This is a genomic window from Nocardia asiatica NBRC 100129 (assembly GCF_000308415.1).
Taxonomy (GTDB): domain Bacteria; phylum Actinomycetota; class Actinomycetes; order Mycobacteriales; family Mycobacteriaceae; genus Nocardia; species Nocardia asiatica.
Genome location: NZ_BAFS01000033.1, coordinates 1 through 24,412 on the forward strand (window position 1 = coordinate 1; position 24,412 = coordinate 24,412).

At 67.3% G+C, this 24,412-nt stretch carries 22 protein-coding genes; 12 read left to right on the forward strand and 10 right to left on the reverse strand.

Annotation, left to right across the window (positions count from 1 at the left end):
* Positions 1-184 (forward strand): LysM peptidoglycan-binding domain-containing protein (locus ON27_RS41095; protein ID WP_218002955.1); only part of this gene is annotated, 184 nt, incomplete at its 5' end.
* Between the two features lie 25 nt (positions 185-209).
* Here ON27_RS41095 and ON27_RS04005 read toward each other — a convergent pair.
* Positions 210-1,853 carry an esterase-like activity of phytase family protein gene (locus ON27_RS04005; RefSeq protein WP_373282727.1) on the reverse strand — a complete coding sequence of 548 codons (1,644 nt, stop codon included), beginning with the start codon at positions 1,851-1,853 and terminating at the stop codon, positions 210-212.
* A 365-nt stretch (positions 1,854-2,218) separates the two neighbouring features.
* Here ON27_RS04005 and lpqS point away from each other — a divergent pair, with 365 nt between their 5' ends.
* The 3 genes from lpqS (at position 2,219) to ON27_RS04020 (ending at position 5,279) form a co-directional block, all read left to right on the forward strand.
* A complete protein-coding gene (lpqS, locus tag ON27_RS46145; RefSeq protein WP_506330626.1) occupies positions 2,219-2,701 on the forward strand; it encodes a putative copper homeostasis (lipo)protein LpqS in 483 nt (160 codons plus the stop codon).
* A 101-nt stretch (positions 2,702-2,802) separates the two neighbouring features.
* Positions 2,803-3,930 (forward strand): PLP-dependent cysteine synthase family protein, encoded by a 1,128-nt coding sequence (locus ON27_RS04015; protein ID WP_043719463.1) that lies wholly within the window; start codon positions 2,803-2,805, stop codon positions 3,928-3,930.
* Positions 3,931-3,977: 47 nt separating this feature from the next.
* On the forward strand, positions 3,978-5,279 hold the full coding sequence (locus tag ON27_RS04020; protein ID WP_083887373.1) for an MFS transporter: 1,302 nt from the start codon (positions 3,978-3,980) through the stop codon (positions 5,277-5,279).
* Positions 5,280-5,373: 94 nt separating this feature from the next.
* Here ON27_RS04020 and ON27_RS04025 read toward each other — a convergent pair whose 3' ends face one another.
* Positions 5,374-7,158, reverse strand: coding sequence for a hypothetical protein (locus tag ON27_RS04025; protein ID WP_157227077.1), 1,785 nt, complete (start codon positions 7,156-7,158; stop codon positions 5,374-5,376).
* A 66-nt stretch (positions 7,159-7,224) separates the two neighbouring features.
* Positions 7,225-8,061: a glutamate ABC transporter substrate-binding protein gene (locus tag ON27_RS04030; RefSeq protein WP_043719467.1), complete on the reverse strand. Its 837-nt coding sequence runs from the start codon at positions 8,059-8,061 to the stop codon at positions 7,225-7,227.
* A gap of 737 nt (positions 8,062-8,798) precedes the next feature.
* Here ON27_RS04030 and ON27_RS04035 point away from each other — a divergent pair.
* From ON27_RS04035 to ON27_RS04055, 5 genes are all read left to right on the forward strand, one after another.
* A complete protein-coding gene (locus tag ON27_RS04035) occupies positions 8,799-10,049 on the forward strand; it encodes an MFS transporter (protein WP_043719469.1) in 1,251 nt (416 codons plus the stop codon).
* 226 nt (positions 10,050-10,275) lie between these two features.
* The gene (locus ON27_RS45740; protein ID WP_051046198.1) at positions 10,276-10,632 is read left to right on the forward strand and encodes an STAS domain-containing protein; all 357 of its coding nucleotides are present in this window, start codon (positions 10,276-10,278) and stop codon (positions 10,630-10,632) included.
* Positions 10,629-11,591: an anti-sigma factor RsbA family regulatory protein gene (locus ON27_RS04045; protein ID WP_051046199.1), complete on the forward strand. Its 963-nt coding sequence runs from the start codon at positions 10,629-10,631 to the stop codon at positions 11,589-11,591. Before ON27_RS45740 ends, ON27_RS04045 begins: the two co-directional genes overlap by 4 nt.
* Positions 11,592-11,792: 201 nt before the next feature.
* Positions 11,793-12,545, forward strand: a complete 753-nt coding sequence (locus ON27_RS04050; RefSeq protein ID WP_051046200.1) for a GAF and ANTAR domain-containing protein — start codon at positions 11,793-11,795, stop codon at positions 12,543-12,545.
* Between the two features lie 54 nt (positions 12,546-12,599).
* A complete protein-coding gene (locus ON27_RS04055) occupies positions 12,600-14,105 on the forward strand; it encodes a PP2C family protein-serine/threonine phosphatase (protein WP_051046210.1) in 1,506 nt (501 codons plus the stop codon).
* A 61-nt stretch (positions 14,106-14,166) separates the two neighbouring features.
* On the opposite strand, the gene ON27_RS04060 is transcribed toward ON27_RS04055, so the two are convergent.
* The 3 genes from ON27_RS04060 to ON27_RS04070 all read right to left on the reverse strand — a co-directional run bounded on the left by ON27_RS04060 (position 14,167) and on the right by ON27_RS04070 (position 16,806).
* Complete coding sequence (locus tag ON27_RS04060) at positions 14,167-15,078, reverse strand: manganese catalase (RefSeq protein ID WP_043719473.1); 912 nt, start codon at positions 15,076-15,078, stop codon at positions 14,167-14,169.
* A 190-nt stretch (positions 15,079-15,268) separates the two neighbouring features.
* A complete protein-coding gene (locus ON27_RS04065; RefSeq protein WP_043719557.1) occupies positions 15,269-15,976 on the reverse strand; it encodes a hemerythrin domain-containing protein in 708 nt (235 codons plus the stop codon).
* A gap of 179 nt (positions 15,977-16,155) precedes the next feature.
* Positions 16,156-16,806, reverse strand: a complete 651-nt coding sequence (locus ON27_RS04070; protein WP_051046211.1) for a maleylpyruvate isomerase family mycothiol-dependent enzyme — start codon at positions 16,804-16,806, stop codon at positions 16,156-16,158.
* A gap of 70 nt (positions 16,807-16,876) precedes the next feature.
* Here ON27_RS04070 and ON27_RS04075 point away from each other — a divergent pair, with 70 nt between their 5' ends.
* Together ON27_RS04075 and ON27_RS04080 are read left to right on the forward strand one after the other, a co-directional pair.
* Positions 16,877-17,812 (forward strand): MerR family transcriptional regulator, encoded by a 936-nt coding sequence (locus ON27_RS04075; RefSeq protein WP_051046212.1) that lies wholly within the window; start codon positions 16,877-16,879, stop codon positions 17,810-17,812.
* Between the two features lie 375 nt (positions 17,813-18,187).
* Positions 18,188-18,550: a hypothetical protein gene (locus tag ON27_RS04080; RefSeq protein ID WP_157227078.1), complete on the forward strand. Its 363-nt coding sequence runs from the start codon at positions 18,188-18,190 to the stop codon at positions 18,548-18,550.
* On the opposite strand, the gene helR is transcribed toward ON27_RS04080, so the two are convergent.
* Positions 18,540-20,735 carry an RNA polymerase recycling motor ATPase HelR gene (helR, locus tag ON27_RS04085; protein ID WP_174377810.1) on the reverse strand — a complete coding sequence of 732 codons (2,196 nt, stop codon included), beginning with the start codon at positions 20,733-20,735 and terminating at the stop codon, positions 18,540-18,542. The two genes, ON27_RS04080 and helR, sit on opposite strands and share 11 nt — an antisense overlap.
* A gap of 434 nt (positions 20,736-21,169) precedes the next feature.
* A complete protein-coding gene (locus tag ON27_RS04090) occupies positions 21,170-21,940 on the reverse strand; it encodes an AraC family transcriptional regulator (RefSeq protein WP_157227079.1) in 771 nt (256 codons plus the stop codon).
* A gap of 76 nt (positions 21,941-22,016) precedes the next feature.
* On the opposite strand from ON27_RS04090, the gene ON27_RS04095 reads away from it, so the two are divergent.
* Positions 22,017-22,997, forward strand: coding sequence for an alpha/beta hydrolase (locus ON27_RS04095; RefSeq protein WP_063711273.1), 981 nt, complete (start codon positions 22,017-22,019; stop codon positions 22,995-22,997).
* 45 nt (positions 22,998-23,042) lie between these two features.
* Here ON27_RS04095 and ON27_RS04100 read toward each other — a convergent pair whose 3' ends face one another.
* Entirely contained in the window at positions 23,043-23,861 is an 819-nt protein-coding gene (locus ON27_RS04100; protein ID WP_043719577.1) for a class II glutamine amidotransferase, read from the reverse strand.
* A gap of 202 nt (positions 23,862-24,063) precedes the next feature.
* Positions 24,064-24,291, reverse strand: coding sequence for a hypothetical protein (locus ON27_RS04105; protein ID WP_043719579.1), 228 nt, complete (start codon positions 24,289-24,291; stop codon positions 24,064-24,066).
* Positions 24,292-24,412: the final 121 nt, after the last annotated feature.

The following is a 24,412-nucleotide window of genomic DNA, read 5'->3' on the forward strand; positions in this document are numbered from 1 at the left end:
AGTAAAAATGGCAGCCGAATGGCATACGGTCGTGGCGGGCGAGACCCTGTCGGGGATCGTCAAGAAGATGTACGGCGATCTGCGATACCTCCAGACGATCGCCGATATCAACGACATCGCGAACCCGAACCTGATCAGAGTCGGTCAGGAGATCATGCTCCCCCTGCGGTCCAACCTCCCCTGAACACGGGCATCTTACGTGCTCGCCGCTACCGCACGGTGATTCTGATCGTTTTGGTCCGCGTCTCGGCGGGCAGTTTCGTAGTGTCGACCATCAGCACCTCACCCGAGTCCTGCGCGCCGTTGGCGAGGAGCTTCGGCTCGAGTCCGAACGGCGGCTGGTCGCCGGTGGCGGCTTCGATGCCGAAGTCACTGTCGTTCGCGATGTAGAGGGTTCTGCCGCCGTCAGCGGTGGCGACACCCTCGATCTTGTCGTGGCCGAAGAAGCCGCCGTCGGCATTCAGGCCGTCCAGCAGGCCGCCGAGATCCAGGTTGGACTTCTTCGTGACGGGGGCGATGCCCGCCTTTCGCAACGCGGCGACGCCGTCGGCGGTGGGCACCGCGCCGACCAGCAATTCCAGCGGCTTGCCGTCGACCAGCAGGCCGCGTTCCGGATCATAGTGCGCGCCGGGAACCTTCGCTTGCGGACCGATATCGGTAGCGCCGGTGATGTCGATGGTCCACAGCTTCTTGTCGGCCTTGGGCGCTTTGTTGCCGTCGCGCTCGTCGACCAGGAAAGTGGTGGCGCTCAGCGCTGTGATCTCGGAGACCGAGAGTTTTCGCTTCGGATCCTCCAGCGGATAGACGAATTCCTGGACATTCCGGGTCTTCAGATCCACGGTCACGATCCGGGTCATGGGCACCTCCCGCGCCGACGCGACACCCGGTTGGTTCAGTGCGCTCTGCACGATGCCGACCAGCGTGCCGCCGTCCGGTGTGACGGTGAGCCCCTCCATGCCCTGGTTGGGAGTGCGCAGCGCGAACTCCCCGGGCAGACCGTGTCCCGGCGCCAGCCGCTCCAACTCGGTGCCGTTGGCGTCGAAGTGCACGATGAAGGGCCCGTACTCGTCGGACACCCAGAAGGTGCCGTCGGGCAGCGCCACCAGGCCCTCGCTGTCGATGCCGTGATCGGTGGGCGGCAGGATGGCGCCGTTGCGGTCGCGCATGGTCTCGCCCGTGCTCCCGGAGGTGTCGACCAGGCCGTTGAACGGCCGGCCTGTCGAACTCTTCAGGGGGATGGTGCGTTCCAGTACAGCTTCGGTGCCGACCATCTCGAATTCGGCGATGGTGGGCGTGAAGGTCGGCACGGGCGAGATCTTCTCGTTCTTGCCCTTGCCGTCCACGTTCGGACCGCGGTCGGTGAGACCGTAGAATTCGTCGGCTGATCCTGGTACCGGCGTGAACGCCGATCCGTACCCGCTGCCCTGCAGGCTCACCCCGCCGATGTCGCCGAGCGGCGGAATGTCAGTAGTGAAGAGCTTCACGGCGTCCGTGGTCGTCACGGTGATGCTGTCCGACCCGGTGTATCCGGCCGCCGGCGTGTACACCACCGCACCGTCGGGGCGCCGGATGATCGTGCCGTGCCGCGGATCGGTGATCCGGACCGCCGCGCTGCCGCCGGTCCCGGCCAGCAGCTCATCCAGCGAGATCACCGAGGACTGATCCTTCGTGGCGGCGAAGTCTGCCTTCGAACTCGATGACGAGCAAGCGGACAGGACCGCGGTCGCGCACACGATGACCATGACGAGTGCGCTTCGGGTACTTCGGTGCGTTCTCACCAGCGATGCATACCGTCCGCGCCCGACCACCAGTCGGCCTCGAACTGAACATGAGCCGTCGATCCCCATAGCCATCCGATCATTCTGCCGAAGCGGGCGCTCGATGGATCTCGGCGGAAGCTTCCGCATACCGGCTCGGCTACGCGGGCAGTGGTGAGGCTCGAGGTGATTGCCGCTTGTCGCGCGGGGTGCGCGCGAGGACACGGCGCATCGTTGGCGAATCCCCGCTTCGCCCGCCTGTTCGACGAGGGGCGATACGAGGATGCCGACACCATCTACACCGAGGATGTGGAGGTTCACTCGCCGCGAATCCGGTGTGGATCACCGGAGCACACTGGATCGGCGGCCGGTCGGTACCGTACATACGGTGGGCAGGGACACCCTTGCCTGATATACCGGTAGGGGGTATAAAAGCAGGCGTGCGAAACGCGGTGGACATGATGTGGCGGGTGCGAGGTCGCCCGGCGTCAGCGTCTGCGCGACGCATCCACCGCGCGGGGCCTCAGGGCCGAGTCGACTTCGGCCGGGCAGCCATCGTGGTGGCCATGCTCGCCGCGGTGGCGCTGGTCGTATCAATGGTCGATTGTTCGACAACCCGGGGCCACTCGCACGTCCACACGTCGATGGGCTCGGCCGTCGAGCATGTCACGCTCTCGCTCGATCATGGACACGCGATGACCGCCGGTGCCATGGACGCCCACTGCCCGACCCACTTCGATCACTGCCTCGCCAAGTCGGTGCTGCGTACCGCACCGGAGAACCGCGCGCCGCAGCTACTGATCTTCGCGCTGATCTCGGCGCTCATCGGCGTCGGAAGTCTTCGCGGCAGCGCCGCGTCAGGCGTGCGCGCCCCGCCGATTCCACGACTGCCCGTCGCCGCTGGACGGGCCACACTGACCCAATTCTGTATCGCTCGCTGCTGATCGGTCAGCGCCAGGTCGACGTTGTCGTGCCGTCGGCTGGTGACCGCTGCCTGCTCACGTCTGCGCTGCCTCCGGGCGGTTCGATACAGAAAGCAACAGTCATGGACAAGGTCGTGCTCGACGCACTCACCGATCGCTCGGCGGCTCTGGTGGGCGCGCCGGGATCTGCCCGATACCCGCACTCGCTGATCGGCAACACTCCCGTGTTGTGGGTCGGTGCGCCGCTGGCGCCCCAGGGGCGGGGGTTCTGGGCCAAGCTCGAAGGGTTCAATCCTGGCGGGATGAAGGACCGGCCCGCACTGCACATGGTGCGCCGGGCCGAAGCGCGTGGCGAGCTGACGCCTGGAGCGCGGATCATCGAATCCACCAGCGGAACCCTCGGCCTGGGGTTGGCGCTGGCGGGGATCGTCACCCACCACCCGGTGACCGTGGTGACGGATTCGGGTCTGGAGCCGATCGTCGCGCGGATGCTCACCGCGTACGGGACGCGGGTCGATGTCGTGACCGAGCCCCATCCCGCAGGCGGTTGGCAGCAGGCCCGCCGGGAGCGGGTGACGGAATTGCTGGCGGGCGAGCCCGAGGCGTGGTGCCCCGATCAGTACAACAACCCGGACAATGTCGAGGGCTACGAGTCGCTGGCGCTCGAGCTGGTCGAGCAGCTCGGTGGGGTGGACGTGCTGGTCTGCGCGGTGGGTACCGGCGGTCACTCCTCCGGCGTCGCGCGGGTGTTGCGCCGGTTCAACCCGGATATGAAGCTGATCGGGGTCGATACCGTGGCGTCCACGATCTTCGGACAGCCCGCGGGTCCGCGGCTGATGCGCGGGCTCGGCTCGAGCATCTATCCGGTCAACGTCGACTACGACGCCTTCGACGAGGTGCACTGGGTCGCGCCGTCGGAGGCGGTATGGGCGTGCCGGACGTTGGCTGCCACCCATCACGCGACCGGCGGGTGGAGCGTGGGCGCCGTCGGCCTCGTCGCGGGCTGGGCGGCCCGGACCCACGACGCCGACGCGCGGATCGTGGCGATCTTCCCCGACGGGCCCAACCGCTACTTCGACACCGTCTACAACGACGCCTACTGCAATGAGCACGGTCTGCTCGACCAGGCTCCCCCGGTGGAACCGGATACGATCGCCCATCCCGCGGAACGCGTCGTGCGGTCCTGGACCCGAACCACCACCGTCATCGACCCCAGGCAGTTCGTCCACGATCGGGAGCGCGCACTGTGACCTTCTTCGCGACGTTTCGCAGCTTCGACTCGGCCGCCCGGCTGTTGATGATCAACCAGTTCGGCATCAACCTCGGTTTCTACATGTTGATGCCCTACCTCGCCGGCTACCTGGCCGGGCCGCTCGGTCTGGCGGCGTGGGCGGTGGGACTCGTCCTGGGGGTCCGGAATTTCTCCCAGCAGGGCATGTTCCTCATCGGCGGCACGCTGGCCGACCGGTTGGGCTACAAACCGCTGATCGTCGCGGGCTGTCTGCTGCGAACAGGCGGATTCGCGCTACTGATGTTCGCGACTTCACTGCCGGGTCTGTTACTCGCCTCGGCGGCGACCGGATTCGCCGGAGCGTTGTTCAATCCGGCTGTGCGAGCCTATCTAGCCGCTGACGCGGGTGAGCGGCGAGTCGATGCCTTCGCGATGTTCAACATCTTCTACCAGGCGGGCATTCTCGCCGGGCCACTGGTCGGCCTGGCCTTGATGGCCGTCGACTTCCGGGCCACCGCGGGTGTCGCCGCGGTCGTGTTCGCGATCCTGACGGCGGCGCAGTTGTTCGCGCTGCCGACGCGACCCGCCGAACGGGCCGCCCAGCGGAATTCGGTGCGCGAGGATTGGCGAACCGTGGTCGCCAATCGCCGGTTCGTGTGGTTCGCACTGGCGATGATCGGTTCCTACGTGTTGTCGTTCCAGGTCTATCTCGCGCTGCCGCTGCAGGCGGAGTTCATCGCCGGCGCGCGGTCGCAGGCACTGGTGTCGGCGCTGTTCGTGATCTCCGGTGTGGTGGCGGTCGCCGGTCAGCTACGTATCACCGCGTGGTTCCGCGCCAGATGGGGTACGGGGCGAAGTCTGGTGGGCGGAATGGGGATTCTCGCGGTCGCGTTCGTACCGCTTCTGGTCGTTCCCACTCCGGATCGGTTCGGTGCGCCGACCGCGGTCGTCGCACTGCTGGCCGCCGCGGCGTTACTGGCGGTCGGGACGGCGGCGGTGTTCCCCTTCGAAATGGACACCGTCGTGGCTCTTTCGGACGGGAAACTCGTCGCGACCCACTACGGGTTCTACAACACCGTCGTGGGTATCGGCATTCTCGTCGGCAATCTCGCTACCGGAGCAGTGGTCGGCGCCGCGCGCGCGGCCGGGGCCGACTGGGCGGTGTGGGCCGGCCTGAGCGCTATCGGCGCCGTCGCCGCCTTCGCGCTGTATCGCCTGGACCGTTCAGAGCCTGCCGACGAGCAGCACATCCAACCGATGGAGGCGGGTGCACGCGACCGTCGGCACAGTGGCGAGGCCACCGGCACGGGACCGGTCAGCGAGGCTTTCGAAGACCGGCCGACAAAGACCTCCCTCGGAAGACGCTGACCTGCTGTCCCGCCACCGGCCATAGCGCACCGAGCCCGTCCGCCCCCGGTGCTGCGGAACTTCCCGGGCAGTTCCGCAGCGCCGGGGGCGGGGCTCAGGCGAACAACTTGGTGATCGTATCGGCGACGCCCACAGTCTCTTTGATGGCTGGAATAGCCGCTACCAGACCTTCCCACAGCACTCGCAGCAGTCCTTGTCGCGGCTCCGGCCTGGCGAGTTCCTCCGCGAAGGAGTCGAAGGTCTGGACTGCCCCCTCATCCCCCGACTCTTCGACCATGGCCGCGAGGCGACGCATGGCCTCGGCAGCATCGGTATCCCCGCTGTCGCTGATGCGCTGGAACGACGCCTCCACATGCGAGCGGTTCACGATCGTGGAGTTGGAAATGTTGTCGAAACGGTCACCCATGGTTATCTCCGTAATCTGTGCGACTGTCGAGGAAGAGATCTTGCCGGGGGAATACAGCGCCGATCTGGTATCGGTCAACGTACCGAGCGCTCGGATATCCGATTCCGTCAATCGTCGCCCTATCAGATGCTCCACGGCTTTTCGCGTTTCGCCGACCGAGAGCAGTGCAGCGCCCACTTCTCCCAGGAATGCGGGCGCCGGTTCGTACATCGACCGATGCAGCGACCGGGGATCTCGGTAGGCGTCGGAACCCCCGACCAGGTCGGGCTTCGGGATGAAAGCGAGCGTGCCGTTGTTCAGTGGCGCCCGGCCACCGTTCAGCACCTCGCCGACCTGACGCAACTGAGCGATGGCATGGCGCACCGCTCGAATATCCTGGGCCAGCCATGCTTGCCGGGTCAGCGCGGCCCAGCGACGGAACTCGACCAACTGAGGCTGACCGCGCAGAGCGATCAGATCGTCGACGAACGTTTCGCGCGACCGTATGTGCGGCAAGGCGAAGGAGAGGCCCGGAAGGTACACGTGCTGGACGGCATCCTCACCGAGAAAGTCGAGCACTTCTCGAATCTGCATCCGGACGCCTCTTTCGACGTGCTGCAACGCACCGTGCACGACGGAGAAGAAGCGTGCCTTGACCGCGTCGTTCAGCGCGGCGACCACTGGGACGCGAAGCCCGGAGCAGTAGTAGGGTATGGTTTCGGCCGCGGACTCCGCGATGTAGTAGAAAGTCTGTGAGATGAACACCGGAAGCCAAGAATTTCTCCGGGTATCGCGCTCCTGCCAGAAACTCCGACCGCCGCCGCCTCGCTTGTCCGCACTACTCTCCGATGTGGAGTTCGGAAAACAATAGACGGGGTCGCTGTGATTTCTGTTGTAGACCAACCCGTACCGGAAGTCGTCTCCCCGTACCCAGGTGCCCTGGTCGCGCCACGGAACGTTGTCGCCGAACACCTCTTGCACAGTGGAGATCAGCTGGTCCACATCCAGAGCGCGTGCGATCGCATCCATGCGCTCGATACCGCTGATGTGATAGCCCGCCGCGGAGACAACCCGCGGACGGAGAACTTTCGCCTCGATCAGCTTCCGGTAGAACGGCCAACGGAATCGCATTCCGCTTTGGAAGCTCTGTCCGATGAGGGTGCGAACACTGTCGTTCAGCAGAATGGCTTGGCACAGCGTGTCGAGATCCGCCAATTTGTGCACGTCGAAGGTCGCGGGATCGGCCAGCAGGCCGCACGCGTTGATGATCGCCGCGTTGTCGACCAGGCAGGAGATGCTCGCCTCGGTTGCCGCGGCATCTCTGTTCATGCAACCCCCTCCAGTTGACAGGCCCGCGACGCCGGCACGGGCTCGACCGTAGCTCATCCGGCCGAGCACGTCCTGAAATTTGCCTGGGCGCAACGATTTACGCGGCGTGGAACCGCGTCGTCCGCTTCCGCGCCGCTCACGACCGACCCGACGGGCGACGAGCACGCCAACGTATCGCGGTGCGTCCGTGCGTACGCTGGCGCGCTCGTGTCGAACGTCGAGATCGGTCGGTCAGTACCGGTCGACGGTGGGCGGTGTCAATGTCGAGTCGCGGAGCGGGCCGATCGTTTCCTCGAACGCCTTCTGCCAAGAACCGTCGGCGATCATCGCTTCGATCGCATCGTTGATCTTGGCGCGGGTCTCATGGTCGCCCTTCTTCAGGCCGATGCCGTACTTCTCTGTGGTGAACGTGTCGCCGACCAGCTTGAATTCACCGGATGCCTGCCCCGCGAAACCGGCGAGGATGATGTCGTCAGTGGTGACCGCGTCGACCGAACCGTCGCGCAAAGCGTCGATGCACCGTGAGTACGTGTCCACCTCCACCAACTGAACATCTTCGGCGTAGTTGTCCTTGACGTACTGCGCCGGGGTGGAGCCGGTGACCGAGCAGAGCTTCTTGTTGCCGTTCAGCGATTCGACACCGGTGATATCGGTGGTCTGCACTTTCACCAACAGGGCCTGCCCCGCCACGAAGTACGGACCGGCGAAGTCGACTTTTTCCTTCCGCTGGTCGGTGATCGAGTAGGTGGCGACGATGAAGTCCACCTCGCCGTTCATGATCATCGCCTCGCGTCGAGCCGTCGGCGCCTCTTTGTAGGTGATGCCGCCGGGCTGCACACCCAGCTTGCCTGCCACGTACTCGGCGATCTTCACGTCGTAGCCTTGGAACGAGCCGTCCGTGTCGCGGAAGCCCAGTCCGGGCTGGTCGAACTTGATGCCTATGGTCAGTTTGCCCTCGCGCAAATGGTCATCGGTGGTCGCGGCGTCGCTGCCGCCACCGCAGGCGGTAGCGACGAGCGAGATGGCGATCGCCCCGATACCGAGGCGGAGTGTTCGGTTGATCCTCATCGAAAATCTATTCCCTCTCGCGGTGCTCTGTCGGGCCGGACCGGAGCCGGGGCCGACGACACGTCATCTTTCCCGGGGCGTGTCGACGCTCGGATCGCATGTGTTCCCGCTGGTGGAAAGCGTGTTTCGGCTTGGTAACCGGCCGTTCGACAGCTCTGTGCAGCGGTCATCCGCAGGCGTGCTGCGATGGTTCAAGGTCGACCGGTACGGGTAATGAACCCATCGTCTGTCGTTGTTTCGCTCGGACATCGCAGCCTGCCGGTGGACCTCCCCGGGCACGGACTCGACGCCTCGATGCCCCTGTCCTACCAAGCCCCTCAGGATCTCGCCGCATTCACCGCAGGACCGTCGCCGATCCGGTGCTGGCCGAGGTGGTGGCATCGAGGACGCCGACCGCCTCACGCCGGACAATCGCTTCGACGTTCACAGCCTGCCCGCCGGCCACGCGGGCTTCACACTGCGAGCCCGCGAACTGGCAGCCATCCTGCACCGGCTCGTGTAACTCTCCGGACCGTAACAGTAGGGCGGCGGCATCACCATCGCGATGCCGCCTGGCACCCGGTCGCAGGCCACGAAAGAACAGCTGCACCCGGCGACGTCGAGCAGACCGTAGCCGAGACCTGAAGATACAACTTCGCGTTGTGGCTCACCGGGGCGCGGTTGTTTGAACCGCTGGTATGCGGCCTGGTTTCATTCCGCGGGTCAATGCGCGGTTGTTCGGATGAGGGGATGCGGCGGTGGGTGTCTCGGGCGGCGAGTCCCTGGGGCGGCGGTTCGGTTGGCTGTGGGCGGCCTACGCGGTGAGCGCCTACGGTACGAGTTTCGGTTTCGGCGCACTGCCGTTGATCGCGATCAGTGTGCTGCATGCCGGACCGACGGAGGTGTCGATCCTCGCGGCCTCGGGGTTGGCGGTGGGGGCGCTGGTGGCTGTGCCGTTGGGTCCGTGGGTGGAGTTCCGCCGCAAACGCCCTGTGATGATCGCGATGGATCTGTCCCGGTTCACGGTGCTGGCCAGTATCCCCGTCGCGTTCGCATTCGGACTGTTGAGCTTTGCCCAATTGCTCATTGTGTCGGTCGTTGCCGCAGCGGCGGACATCACCTTCCGGGCTGCCAGCGGGGCCTATCTGAAATCACTTGTACCACAAAAAGATCTGCTCGTCGCCAACGCACGATTCGAGTCGACCACCTGGACCGCTCAGGTGATCGGACCACCCTTGGGCGGGGCTGCGATGGGAGTGCTGGGTCCGGTCGTGACGGTACTGGTGGACGCGGTGAGCTACCTGCTGTCGGCCATGGGTATCGGTGCGATCGGTGGCAGCGAACCCCGCCCCGCGCACAACCGTGCATCCGGCGTCCGGATGGGCGAGGTGCTGGACGGCTGGCGGTACATCCTCGGCCATCGGGGTCTGCGGGGGATGATGGCTCACTCGGTTCTCTTCTCAGGACTGCTTCTGGCGGCAGAGCCGTCGCTGGCCGTATTGCTGATCGGGCACCTGGGTTTCGCGCCATGGCAATACGGGCTCGCCTTCGCCGCACCCTGCGCCGGTGGTCTCATCGGTGCCCGATTGGCCGACCCATTGGCGACGCGATTCGGTCACCATCGCGTCATGATCGCCGCCGCGACCTCGCGCGCGTGCTGGCCGATCGGATTGGCGTTCGTCGGCCCGGGCATCCCCGGCCTGGTTCTGGTCGTGGTGATCGAGTTCGGACTGATCGTCTGCATTGGCGTGTGCAATCCGCTGATGGCCACCTACCGACTCCACCAGACCCCCGCCGACCGTGTCCTGCGCACCCTATCGGCGTGGTCGATCACCACGAAAGCCACCACCGCGGCCCTGACCGCACTGTGGGGACTGCTCGCGTCGGCCACCAGCCCACGCGCCGCCATCGCCATTTCCGGGGCGCTGTTGCTGGCGACCCCGCTCCTGCTGCCCCGGCACGAACATCCCGCAGCGACCGAGCCCGCACTGGTCGACGGGCGAGCGTAGCCGCCCCGAGTACCGGCGGGGCGATCGCGGGAATCCAGAACGATCGGCGCATCGCGGATCGTCCGCCCGTTGGTCGCTTCTCTTTCCAACCTGACGCGCTCCGCCCCCGGCCCCGGGCTGATGGACCAGACGATATCCCGACGCCCTTCCGGGCGCTGGTCGGCGGCACGGGCAGGCGTAATATCCTGGCGTCGTTTCGTCGTGGCCAACGGAAGGCCGGTGAGCAGTGGATCCCGCGCCGTCGACCCCACCTCGTGCTCTGTCGAGGTCGGATACGTCGACCCTACGGACGTCTCGGGCCGGCGGCCCTGCCGGGCTGCGGTGCGCGGGCGCCGTCGATCTCACCACCCGCGACGCCTGGCGCTCGGTTCTCGCGGAGCTGGTCGCGGTCGACCGGGACGTCCACCTGGACCTGTCCGAGCTGACGTTCATCGACGTCAACGGGACGTCGACACTGGTAGAGGCCGCAAGCCGGGCGCCGGGGGCGCGACGAATCGCGTTGTGTCGGCCCCCGCCGATGATGCTTCGGATCCTCGAAGTGTTCTGGCCCTACTTACACACGATCGAGGTAGTGCACACATGAGTTCTCCTGGCGCCACGCCGGCCGCTACGACCGACCCCTTTGTGCACCCTGCGCTGTTCTACCGTGACTCCGAGGAATACCTCGCGGGCACCCTCGGCTTCATCCGCGAAGGGCTGTCGAACGGTGAGCCGGTCGCCGTGGCGGTTCCCGGGCCGAACCTGGCCCTGCTGCGCGCCGCACTGGGCTCGGACGCGGCCTCGGTGCGCCTGATGGACATGACCGTCGAAGGCCGCAATCCGGGCCGCATCATCCCCGGCGTACTGCGCGCCTTCGCCGACGACCACCGGGCCGGACGGGTGCGAATCATCGGTGAACCCATCTGGGCCGGCCGCTCGGCGCTGGAATATCCAGCGTGCGTGCAGCACGAAGCTCTGATCAACGCGGCATTCACGGGGCGCGAGGTGAGCATTCTGTGTCCCTATGACACCGAACGCCTACCGCCGGACGTGCTGGCCGACGCGCACGCCACCCACCCCGTGCTCATCGACGGCAACGGCCGACGAACCAGCGACGACTACGACCCCGACCACATCGTCGAGTCCTACAACCAACCGCTGCCCGCCCCACCTGCCACCGCCACCGCGGTGGTCTTCGACGTGACGACCCTCGCGCACCTACGGCACGCCGCCGGGGACTACGCGCGCCGAGCAGGCGTCCCCGAGCACCGCCTGGTCGACTTCGAACTGGTTGTCGCGGAGACCACCACCAACTCCGTCGTCCACGGCGGCGGACACGGCACGTTGACGATGTGGACCGACGAGAACCAGCTCCGCTGCCAGATCAGCGACAGCGGGCACATCACGAATCCACTCGCGGGCCGCCTGCCAGCGCAGACCTATCGACCGGGCGGGCGCGGCCTGCTGCTGGTCAACCATCTCACCGATCTCGTGCGCATCCACACCACGCGGCACGGCACGACCATTCAGCTCCACTTCGACCTCGACCGCGATCGGCCATAGCGCCGCAGACGACGGCCGCGGTTCGCCGGGTCCGGGACCACGAGTTGTCCGCTATTCTTGACAGGCGCTGTCTGCGCACCGACCAGCCCTCTCGCGTTCGATGACGGCCCCGGGAAGGCTGCCGGGAGCGCTCGAATCTTGCCGTCGCACGGACCACCGCAGACCGGGCCGCCGGAGGGGGTCGAGGAGGTGCATGACGCCATGCCCGCGGATCTCCCGCCGACGGAGGGCTCGCTGAGCGATCTCGCGGCTACGCAGCATATCGCGGCCGCGTTCGCGCGGATGTCGGGCCTGTTTCTCTCCGCCGAGACGGTGACCACGGCGTTGCAGTTGATCACGGCGCTGTCGGTGGAAATGGTTCCCCGCACCGCCGGGGCCGGTATCACCCTGCTGGACCGGGAAGGCGAACGGGTGACCGCGGCGGCCACCGATCGCGTGGTCGAAGCAGCCGACAGCTTGCAATACGAGCTGGAGACGGGTCCGTGCCTGGACGCGTGGGCGAACCGGACGGTGGTACGGGTCGACGACTTCGCGGTGGACGATCGATGGCCGCTGTGGTCGCGCCGGGCGGCGCAGCTGGGGCTGCGGTCGTCGGTGAGCGCCCCGCTCGTCGCGGGTACGCAGGCGTTGGGCGCGATCAAGGTCTACGCCGCCGAACCGAATTCCTATGGCGCGCGCGAGGATCATCTGCTGACCATGTTCTCCGCTCAGGCGGCGATGTTGTTGTCGAACATGCGTGCCGCCGAGGACGCCGAGCGTGTCAGCGCTCAGATCGCCGACCAGCTGCGCACGCGGGAAGCGGTCACGCTGGCGAAGGGCATCGTCATGGCTCGTGACGGGGTGGACGAGCGGACCGCGTTCCTGACGCTGGCCCATAGCGCGAGCGACCAGCGCACCACATTGCGCCGGGTCGCCGAACGCCTTACCCAGTCGACCGTGCGGCGACTGCGCTGAAAGGTGTTGCCATGCCCCTCGAAGTCGATGCCGACCGTGAGGATGGTGGCCGCGATGACCGACGATCCGGCAATTGACGAAGCCGACGACCGCGCCCGCGACCAGCAGCGCAGTCTCGTGCTGGCGTTGAAGGGCGCGCAGCTTTCCGTCGAGGAACTGTGGATGCGCTACTTCGGCATGGGTGGCGAGGCCGGGTTCCTCGAGGTCGACGCCTATGTACACGGGGCGGGTAGAACGCCCGCCCTGGATCGCGACATCCTCGCCCACGCGGTCAACGAGCGCCTCGACGAGCTGACCTGGGCCAAGCGCGCCGTCTACAGTCGTTCGCTGCGCAGCCGCGAGCCTCGCGACCCCCCTTTGGCCGCGCTGGTGCGACTGCTCGAAGGCGCCGAACTCGCCCCGCCGGACCGCCTACCCGCCATCGCCGAGACCGCGGGGCAGGCAATGGGTGTCCACATCAGGATCTACCTGGTCGACTACGACCAGCGATACCTTTGCCCCCTGCCGGCCGGGTCCCCCACCGGCGAAGAGGAGGCGGTACCGGCAGGCGCTTTCGAGATCGACAACACCCTGCCGGGGCGAGCGTTCCAGCAGGTGCAAACGCTGCCATCGCAGACCTCTGATCGGTACCGACTGTGGGTGCCGCTGCTGGACGGAGTCGAGCGTCTCGGCGTCTTGGACGTTCAAGTGAACGACATCGACGATTTGTACGATCCCGGTCTTCGCGCGCAATGCCAATGGTTGTCGCACCTGCTCGGCCACCTCGTCACCGCGATGGGTCAGTACGGCGACGCACTCGAACGGACCCGGCTGCGCGCCCGTCGGACGGTCAACGCCGAGCTGATCTGGTCACTGTTGCCGCCACTGACCGCAGGCGTGGACAGCTTCGTCGTCACCGGCGTCATCGAACCACGGCACAGCGTCAGCGGCGACGCGTTCGATTACGCCCTGTCCGAGACCACCGCGGATCTGATCGTCTTGGACGCCGTCGGCCACGATTTGCGCAGCGGTTTGATCGCCGCCGCCGCGCTGGCGGCCTACCGCAGCGCCCGTCACGCCGGCCACGGCCTCTACGAACAAGCGCGCACCATCGACGAGACCATCAGCCGTCAGTTCGGGCACTCGTTGTTCGCCACCGCCGTCCTCGCGGAACTCGACCTGGCCACCGGCCGGCTCCGCTACATCAACGCAGGCCACCCGGAGCCACTCATCATGCGCGGCGGCAAGATCGTCAAACCTCTCCACGCCGGTCACAGCCTGCCGCTCGGCCTCGGCATCGGCGAACTCCACATCGGCGAAGAATTCCTCCAGCCCGAGGACTGGCTGCTGCTGTACACCGACGGCGTCCCCGAGGCGCGCGACGACAACGGCGAATTCTTCGGCGAAACGCGGCTCATCGACTTCCTCCGCCGCGAAGCCGCCGCAGGCCACCCGCCACCGGAGACAGCGCGCCGGCTCATCAAGGCCGTGCTCGACCATCAGCACCAGCCGCTGGAGGACGACGCCACCGTTCTGCTCGCCCGCTGGACCCACCCCCGTCAACTGATGCCGGACGCTTAGCGCCCCGGCCGATCGCCGGCACCTTTCGAACGAAGGTGGTGCCGGTGACCGGCCTACCGGATCAGGGCTTGTTCGGGTCGAGAGCGTCCTTGACCTTGCCGACCAGACCGGCCTCGGTGCCGAACGCCGCCGAGCGCGGCTTGCCCTGGGAGCCGTCGTAAGTGGCGTAGAGCTGCGGGTCCGGCGGCGGGGCCGAGGCCTTGTCGCCCAGCGGTTGCGGGTCGGCGAGGAAACCGTTCTGGTGCACACCGTCCGGAGCGACGCCGGTCGCCCACCGGCCCTGGTCGGACTCGGTGCCATCGGACAGGTGCCACAGGCTCGTCGCATGCTCGGAGTGCTCTTCGTCGAACAGCGCGTTCGGCGTGACGGTGCCCTCCAAGCCGTCTTCTTTCAGCTGTTCGATCGCCGCGAGCCAGAGGTTCTGGTGGTAGGTGTCGCGGGCGAGGTTGAACTTCAGCATGTCCTTGACGCCGGGGTCGTCGGTCATGTTGTACAGGCGCGCGGTCTGGATACGGCCCTGCGCTTCGGCGGCCACGTTGGCGCGGAAGTCCGCCAGCAAGTTGCCGCTGGCCACGATGTATCGGCCGTTCCACGGCACCCCGTTGCTGTCCGACAGCGAGGGCCCGCCGCCGGAGACGATCGCCTGCTGCGGATCCATCCCGCCCAGCACGGCGGCCACGACCGGATCGGCCGCTGCCTCCTGCGTGGCGCGCGTCGCGGGAGCGCCTTCCAGCAGCCGCGCGATCATCGTGGCGATCATTTCGACGTGCCCGATCTCCTCGGTGGCGACGTCCATGATCATGTCCTTGTATTTGCCGGGCATCCGGCAGTTCCACCCCTGGAACAGGTACTGCATGGTGACGGTCATTTCCCCGTACGCTCCGCCGATGAGCTCTTGGAGCTTGCGTGCGTAAACAGGGTCGGGCTTCTCTGGTTTTACGTCGAACTGTAGGTAATCGGTATGACGGAACATGCACGCCTCCAAGACGACGATCGGGATCCCCTGCCGTCGTGCGAATACCTCCGCCGATCCGGCGCAAACCGGGGGCGGTGACGTAATCTCACTTGAATGCCTTGTGGCACAATATCTTTCGTTTGCAGCGACGAAGACGGCCCGCCTCTGGGGTGGGCTTCGGACATATGGGAAGTTCGGACCGGGCCGATCAGGTCCGGGTGGAGGGATGCTCACCTCGCCGCAACGGCGGAAGGTGCTCCACCGCCCCCGCCGCCAATGCCAGGGCACGGCTGACGTGCGCGCAGCCGGCCGCCCACCGGCCCGGCGCTCGCCGAGCCGCCCGGTCGAGTCGGTCACGCGAACGGTCCAGGGGCGCCAGCGGCACCGCCGCCAGCGCATTGCCGGGCAGTCGCCGGGCCACGGTCGGGTGCGGTCGCGTCGGCGCGGTGACCCGTACCGCCAGCCACGCCCATCCCAGCCGGCGCAAGGTCTGCGCGTCGAGCGCCTCCTGCAACTTCGGCAGCAGCACGTCTTCCTCGTCGCGCACATCCTGGCGCAGCAGCGCCTCGATTCTTCCGAACAACCGGCGGTGGTCGAGGCTGTCGGCGTCCAGCGACTCCAATTCGGTGAACAACTGGTTGATTTCCTGATGCTCCTGCTCGACACGCAGCGTCAGTTCCTCGCCATCCGGCAGGACCCGCCGGACCAGCGGCCACAGCACCGCTTCCTCCGCGAACGCATGCGGAAAAACCAGTCGGCACAGAGCCGTCAACGCCTCCCGGCGGGCGTCGCCGACGCTGTCGCCGATCCGGACCAGCAAGGCGTCGAGCACTTGATGATCGCGGCGCTGCAAGCTCAGCACACTGCGCGGACCACCTAGCTCCGCTTCGGTCTGATCGGCAAGCGAACGCGGCATCGACAGCTCCTTCATAGGTCCGGACTCGCGCACGAGCTACCCCCGCTCCCCCGGGCCAAACATCCCTGCTCGCCGGTTCTCTTCGCCCGGACTGTTCCAGCCCTCAGCGACGGCGCGAATCCCTGGCTGCCATCCGCTCGCCAACCCTTTCCTCAGCTGGCGCGCGCTTCGTCCTGACGTCACGCTCGCTTCGCGAGCAGTGTCGGCGCGTCTCCGGTGATCTGGTCCCACCCTTGGCGGCGCCCGGTCACGGCCAGCAAGAGAGCGGCGGCCGGGCCCGTGATGATCGGTCCAGCGCCTACGGCCCATTCGGTGTCGGTGGCCACGAGGCGGCAACCTGCGAATCGCCTCCGGGCGTGGAACGGTCCGCCCGTCGTCCAGATGCGGTCGAGCGCGACGACCGTAGCGGCTTTCGGCATCTCCCGGGTGATGCCGAGCGGCAGCGCGATGTCTTGGCCGTGTACCAGGAGATCCATCAGACGGTCGGCCGGTGTCGTGCCGAACGCCGTGACTCGCGCATCGATACTGTCCCGCAATTCATCCAGCAACTGCCCGGTCGTGACCTGGTCGGCGTGCCGAACAGCGGTATCGCGAATCGCCAGGTGGAGTCTGCCCCCCGCGCGGATCAGGTTGACCAGGATCCAGCCGACATCGACGCGAGCCGACAGCACGACGTGCGCGACAACGTCACGCACGCGCCAGCCATCGCACAGTGAGGGATGGTCCCAGTCGGCTTCGGTCAGCGGCGCCAGCAGTGCGGCCAAACCGGCGCGCTCGGCAGCGACGGCCTGCCAGACCTGGTCGGTGCTCATCGTGGTGTCCTCGGTCATCGGCAGCTCCTTCTCCCAGTGCGTGTTCCGATACGGTAGGAACTCCACTGGAGTGGAGGTTCCAGCGATCGTGACCGAGAACACACGCCGTGACGGCTTGGTGACTATCGGAGAGCTGTCGCGATCGACGGGTGTGCCGGTGCGCACTCTCCGCTTCTACTGCGACGACGGGATCCTGGAGGCGAGACGCAGCACCGGCGGGCACCGCTTGTTCGACCCGGCGAGCGCGGTCGACCGGGTACTGCTGCTGCGCCGCCTCCGGGCGCTCGGGCTGAGTCTGTCCGCGATCACCGACGTCCTCTCCGGCGTCGCCTCCATCGCCGACGCGGTCGCCGCCGAACGCGCCGCGCTCGACACCGAACTGCGCACGCTGGGCTGGCGGCGAGCATCGCTGCGCGCCGTCGAGGACGCCCCACCCGCCGAACGCGCCGCCCGGTTGCAACTGCTTGCCGCCGTGCAAGATCGTGATCAAGCACGCGACCGTCTCGTGCAGTTCTGGCAGCGACTGCTCACGCCCCTCCCCTCGGGGATCTTCGACGGGTTCGTCGCGATGAACATCCCGGACCTGACGGCCGACCCACCGCCGCGACAAGTCGTCGCCTACGCCGAGCTCACCGCCGCGATCACCGATCCCGCACTGTCCACCGCGATGTCCCGCCAACTCTGGCGGACCGACCCGACCGGAATTCACGACAAACGCGCATTGGTGATCGGAGTCGCCGAAGTATGCGAAACCGTCGACGCCCTGGTCGCCGCACGCTGTGCACCCCGCCCCGGCGCCGAACTCGACCAGTTCGTCGACGTCCACGCGACGGCCCGACGCGAACGCGACACTCCACGCCTGCGGCGCCGGCTCCTCGACGACGCCACCGACACCCACCCGGTCATCCGCCGCTACTGGCAACTCACCACCGAGCTCACCGGAACGACCACCTCCGGCGGCGCCCAGTACTGGCTCTACCGAGCGTTGGCACGGTGGAGCGATCCGGCAGCGGATCACGGGTGACGATCACCTCGAGGCGACCGTGGGTCGAAAAGATATCGGTTCGGTAACTTGAAGGTTGAAGCTCGCCCTTGATGCCCGGGGCGCTTCGGCCGAATCCGTTCGGCATTTCCCGGGGTCGCGGCCGCATCGATGGCGGAGGTCACGTTCCGATCACGCCGCAGGCTAACTTCTTCGTGGCAAAGTCAGGCCTTTCCTTCGCACCGCCGTTCCCACCATGCTGTCGGTAACTGTTCGTTAGCCTGCGAAGACGTCGCGGAGCCGCCCGTGGTGCCGCAGCGAGTGGAACCGGTCGCCTACACGGCCGTTCCCATCGTTCCGCCAGCTACATACCGAATCGCGAACTCGGCCGATCAAAGTGTCGGCCCGGAGAATGCTATGGCTATCTCAGCTCCAATACCCGGCAAGGCCGAACCCGGTGTGGTCAGCGCCATTGTCGGCTCCTTGCCGGGCACGGGGGGTACCACGGATCCGGCGCCGTCGGCGCACGGTCTCGATGAGCAGATCGCGCCGCTGCGGATTCCGGCGCTGGTGCTCGGCGCGCTGCTGATCTGCACCGGCATGGTAGCGCTGATGCCGTTACAGGCGTGGTTGCGCGACTACGGCGGATGGCTGGTCGCCGCGGCCTACCTGCAATACATGGGCATAGGGGTGACCCTGGTGGTATGGGGTCTGCGCAAGACGCGGCACACCGCGCCGCGGCGCACCGCGCACGAGGATCGGCTCCCCGCTAACCGTTGATCGCCGGTTTGGCGGGCGTCCGAACTTCGGCGAGCCCGGACAGGGCCTGCGGCAACGGTTTTCGGTGCAGCACGCCGAGGCGTTGGGTCGCGCGGGTGAGAGCGACGTAGAGTTCGGCTGCTCCGCGCGGGCCGTCGGCGAGGATTCGTTCCGGCTCGACCACCAAGACCGCGTCGTACTCCAGGCCCTTCGTTTCCGATGCCGCGACCGCGCCCGGCACATCCGGTGGCCCGATCACGACGCTGGTGCCCTCGCGACCGGCTTCGGCACGCACGAAATCCGTTATAGCAGTGGCTAATTCGTCCTCGCCGACCCGTTCGGACCAAGGCCGGACGCCGCACGCGCGGACCGACTCCGGGGGCCGCACTCCGGGCGCGAACTCGGCGAGCAGCGCGGCGGCGACCATCATGATCTCCGCCGGCGTGCGATAGTTCACCGACAGCGACCGGTAGACCCAGCGGCCGGGCACATACGGCTCCAGCATCGCGCCCCACGACGTCGCTCCGGCGGCCGACCGCCGTTGCGCGAGATCGCCGACCACCGTGAAGGATCGGCCCGGGCAACGCCGCATCAGCACCCGCCAGTCCATCTCGGACAACTCCTGGGCCTCGTCGACCACCACGTGCCGGTAGGTCCAGTCCCGGTCCGCGGCCGCGCGTTCGGCCACCGCACGGCTGTCGCGCTCGACGAACCGATCCGCCAGGTCCTCGGCATACACCAAGTCCTGGGCGAGCAGATGGTCTTCGTCGTCCATCAGGTCTTCGCGGCTGATCAGGATGTCCAGTACGCCGGCCGCGTACTCGGCCGCGGCCCGCTGTTCCCGCTCGGCCGCGCGGTCGGCCGGTTCGCCGCGGCCGAGCAAATCGACCAGTTCGTCCAGCAGCGGCACGTCCGACACCGTCCAGGCCGCACCGTCGGCGCGCCACAGCGCTTGGTCGCCGCCCGCCGCTCGCAACCGTTCCGGCGACGCGTAGAGCTGCGCCAACAGTGTCTCCGGCGTCAGTATCGGCCAGAGTTCGTCGAGCGCGGCGGTGAACCGGTCATTGTCCGCGAGCTCCGCGCGCAGGTCCGCCCGCAGGTTCTCCCATGCTTCGCGGTCCTCGCGACTCAGCCAGCCCCGGCCGATCCTGGCTATCGCCCGTTCGGTGAGCGCCCAGGTGACGATCTCGCTGAACACGGCGCGGGCTTCGTTGTGCGGCAGCCCGCTCGCGCGGGCCTCTTCCCTGCCCCACTCCGCGGTCTCGGCGTCGATTCGCACCGTGACGTCCGTCAGCTCGATCGACAGCGGATGCCGCGGCAGTCGCTGCCGATCGGCGACCGCCGCCGCGAGCACGTCCAGGATCTGCAACGAGCCTTTGAGCCGCGCGGCCTCCGGGGTGTCCTCGGCGGTGACCCGCAGGCCGGGCATCAGGTCGCCGGTGGTCATGAACACGACGTTCGTCTCTCCCAGTGACGGAAGAACGCGGCCGATGTGATCCAGGAACGCCGGGTTGGGCCCCACCACGAGCACACCGTGGCGTTCCATCCGCTCCCGCTGGGTGTAGAGCAAGTACGCCACGCGGTGCAGCGCCACCACGGTTTTCCCGGTGCCCGGACCACCTTCGATCACCAGCACGCCTGGATGATCGAGCCGGATGATCTCGTCCTGCTCGGCCTGGATCGTCGCCACGATGTCGCGCATTCCCGTTCCGCGCGGCGCATCGACCGCCGCGAGCAAGGCCGCGTCCCCTCGCTCGCCGCCGCCGGGACGGCCGAGGACCTCATCGGTGAAATCGACCAGGTGACGCCCGCGGGAGTGGAACTGGCGGCGGCGGCGCATGTCTTCCGGGTTGGCCGCGGTGGCGATATAGAACGCCCGCGCCGCCGGCGCGCGCCAATCGAGCAACAGCGGCTCGTATTCGTTCTCCTCGTCGAACAGCCCGATGCGTCCGATGTAGGAACGCTCGCCCGAGAGCGCGTCCAGCCGCCCGAAGCACAGCCCGTGGTCCGCCACGTCGAGCCGCTTCACCTGCCTGGCCAGCGCCCGCACCTCGACATCGCGATCCACCAGAGTCTCGCCGTTTCCGCGCAACGCCGCGCTGTACTTTCGCTTCACTCGTGCGCGCTCGGCGTCGAGTCGGGCGTAGAGTGCGGCCACGTAGCTTCGCTCGGACCGCAATTCGTTCTCGTACTCTCGCGTTGGCATATGCCCCTCACTTTCAGTGGCCGACGGGCCGGGTGTTCACGTCGCAGCGGCTTCCCGACTTCGGCTTCGGCCAGCGATTTTGCGGCACGACCCGGGTCTTGCCGCAAGCCCCCTGGTGCGCTATATGTTGAGAATGGAAAGGAGTCCGCTCCTCTCCGTCTCGTGACCGCCGTGGCGGTCGATCTCCCCGCAAGTCGACCGAGCGCTGGACGGCGCTCGCCGATGCGCGCACGACTGAAGCAGGACCGAGCCACGAAATCCCAGCGGCCGCACGCCGAACTCGGCGTAGCCCCGGAATGGTATGCGCGCGAACACCGTTGCCGGTCAGGTTCACCGCTGCCCAGTGGGACGTATTACGCCATCATGTCGGCAGAAGACCGCCCCGAAATCGTCACCTCGATCAATCGGCGGTCAACGAATATCGTTGGCGCGCATCATATTTCGAGATCGAACCGGACACCGGACCGCAGCAGTGCGGTGGCGGACAGCCCGAACATGTCGTGGAAGGTCTCGCTGAAGTGGGACGGGGTGGCGAAACCGGCATCGACGGCAGAACGCGTGAGATCGCGCCCGGACGCGGCGTCCCGCAAGGTATGGACGACTCGGGCCCACCGCTGATAGCCGCGGAATGTGGTGCCCGACCACTGGGCGAACAAGCGAAGGAAATGGGCGGTGGACAGGCCCAGGTTCGCGGCGATCGAGTCGGCTCGGAAGGTTTGGTTCGGATCGCGGCGGATGGCGGCGGCGACCCACTCGATTCGCGGATCGGCGACCGACGCCGGGCCACCTGTGGCGCGAGCGAAGATCCGGTCGGGATCCACGTCCGTCTCACCACAGAGCTCCACGAGTTCCCGTTCCCGCTTGTGGCCGAGGCCGTAGGGCCCCGTGGTGGCTGTCATTTCGTCCGCCATGCCGGTGACGGGCGCGCCCGCGGGATCGACGAACAGCAGGAGGATCCACCGCTCGGGGGCGACGACGCGGTGCGCCGCGCGGGCGGGAGCGAACGCGCTGCCGGTGCCCACCTCCCCGTGCGCGGCCGTCTGCAGGACGAATGGCCCCTCCAAACCGACGCTGAGCACCGCGACCGAGACGGAATGCAGGTCGACGCCGAGCTCCGGCCCGATGTACCCGGCGTGCCCCGGCCGCAACCACACCATCGGCGCCGTCGCCGGACCGCATATTTCCGAAAGCGCACCCACGGTCACAGCTGCCAGGGTATCGCTACGCCGCCGAGAACACGGTGGCCGACGAAGATCATCACGCACCGCCTGGAGGCACATCATGCGAGGCAGAGTTCCACCGCGAGTCCGGCTTCTGACCGCGCTCTCGACCGAGCCGGACTGGGATTCGATCACCCCGGCCCAGGTGATCGAATTACGCGAAGCGCAGCACCGCAGGCGCCGGTCCGTAGTCGGCCGGCTCGCCACCGGCAAGCCCGACCACGGCGCGCGGATCACCTCGTCGGTACTCGAGCTGCCGGGACGTCGGCTGGATCTGCGCGTGTACCAGCCCGCCCGAGGCGGCTCGAAGCTGCCGCTGATCGTCGCCTTCCACGGTGGCGGATTCATTCTCGGCGCGCCGGACCAGGACGACTGGCTGCTCAGTCACCTCGCGGCCAACTGCCCGGCGGTGGTCGTCTCGGTCGACTACCGGCTGGCGCCCGAGCACCCCGTGCCCGCACCCGTCCAGGATGCCTACGACGGCCTACCGCGCATCGTCGAGCAGGCCGCGGTATGGGGAGCCGATCGCACTCGGCTCGCCCTGCTGGGCTCCAGTGCGGGAGCCACCCTTGCGGCGCTCTCCGCGATCAGGGCGGTCGAACTCGGGCTGCCGGTGCGCGCACAGGTACTGCTCAACCCGCAGCTGGACTGGACCGACCGAGTCTTCGAGTACCCTTCGTTCACCGAGAACGCCGACAGCCCGACCGCGACCCCGGCCAATTGCCGTGCCGTGCAGCGTATCGCGCTGCCCACGTCATTCGACGCCCGCTCGATTTCGCCGCTGGCAGTCGAGAACCTGGCGGGACTCGCCCCGGCTTTGATCCAAGCCGTGGGTACGGATCCGCTGGAGGATCAAGCTCCTGCCTATGCCGAGCGGCTGCGACAGGCCGGAGTAGAGGTCACGCTGACCCACTATCCGGAGGCGGTGCACTCCTTCCTGAGCATGCCGGGACTGGTTCCCGCGGCTCGGCCCGCACGCGCGGAGATCCTCGGCCACCTGTACAGCCACTTGCTGGAGCGCTCGGGCGTACCGACGCGGTAGCGATCGCGCCCGAGCCCATGACGCCGTCGATCCGCACCGGGCGGATCAGGGTGCGATCGGGTGGAACGGGCGAGTCTCGTCGTGACCGGCGCGCACGACGCCGGCCGAGGATTCCGAGACCTCGTTCCACGCGCCCGGCAGGTCGCGCAGCGGCTCGGAAACCACGAATCGCGCCTCCTCGCCCAGTCGGCGCAGCGCTTCCACCTCCGGATGTAGAGCCCGCACTTTGGCGACATCGTTCGAATAGAACAGCGACCGCGTTCGGTGCTCGGTGGAGTACCGGAAGAACCACATCGACTCGCCGTCGGTGGTCGCGACCGTCATCTGTACCGGGGCTTCGATGCCGTACGCGCGGCTCACGTCCTCGACGAAGCCGACGGCACGAGCGACCGCGCCGAACGGGTCGTGGACGAGCCCGAAGGTCAGCGCGAGAAAGAAGAGGGTTTCGGAATCCGTGGAACCTTCGATGTCGGTGAACAGGGCCGGATCGACCGCCGTCATCAGATCGCGCCTGGTCGTCTGGAAATCGCGCAGCGATCCGTTGTGCATCCACAACCAGTGCCCGTGCCGGAACGGGTGACAGTTACTGCGCTGCACCGCCGTGCCGGTCGACGCGCGCACATGCGCGAAGAACAGCGAGGTACGCACCTGAGCCGCGATCTCGCGCAGGTTGCGGTCGTTCCATGCCGGTTCGACGTCCTTGAAAACCGCTGGTCGTGGGCCTTCGCCGTACCAGGCGATCCCGAAGCCGTCGCCGTTGGTCGTCGTCGCGCCGAGGCGGGAGTGCAAGCTCTGATCGATGAGGGAATGCACCGGCCGGAACAAAAGGTCCTCGGCCAGGATCGGCTCCCCCGAATAGGCCATCCACCTGCACATAGATCGATTGAAGCACTCCGATCGACGGTCGGCCACCAGCGCCGCGGTGGCCGCCGCCATCAGTTCGCCCGGCGTTGCGGCCCGGTCGGTGACGCTGTGCGAGCGTGGATCGGATCGATCCCGCATCGACCGGGCGCGCAGTCGCTGGGACGCACTCGGCGGACCCCCTGGTCCGTCCGAGAGACCGGCCCTATGCGGCAGGCGCGGCGCTCGCCGACCGCTTCCTGCGGTAGGGCAGGACGAACATGTACAGGCCGGTGCCCAGCAGCAAGAAGAGCGGGGGCAAAGGCAGATAGAACACCCAGATCGCGGACTCGGTGAGCCCCAACGCGGCGGCGATGAAGCAGACGATCACGGTCGCCGTGAACGTGAGGGACATCCAGCGGTGCAGCTGCCGGTACCAGTTGTTGCGAGTCATTGTGTTCTCCTCTTTCTGCACGATCGGTCGATGACAGCTGCCCAGCGGCGACCGCCACCGGTTTCGTGCGGTGGGTTCTCGGGTGATTTCCGTGCCGGTCACGGATGGATTCGAAGCCGGA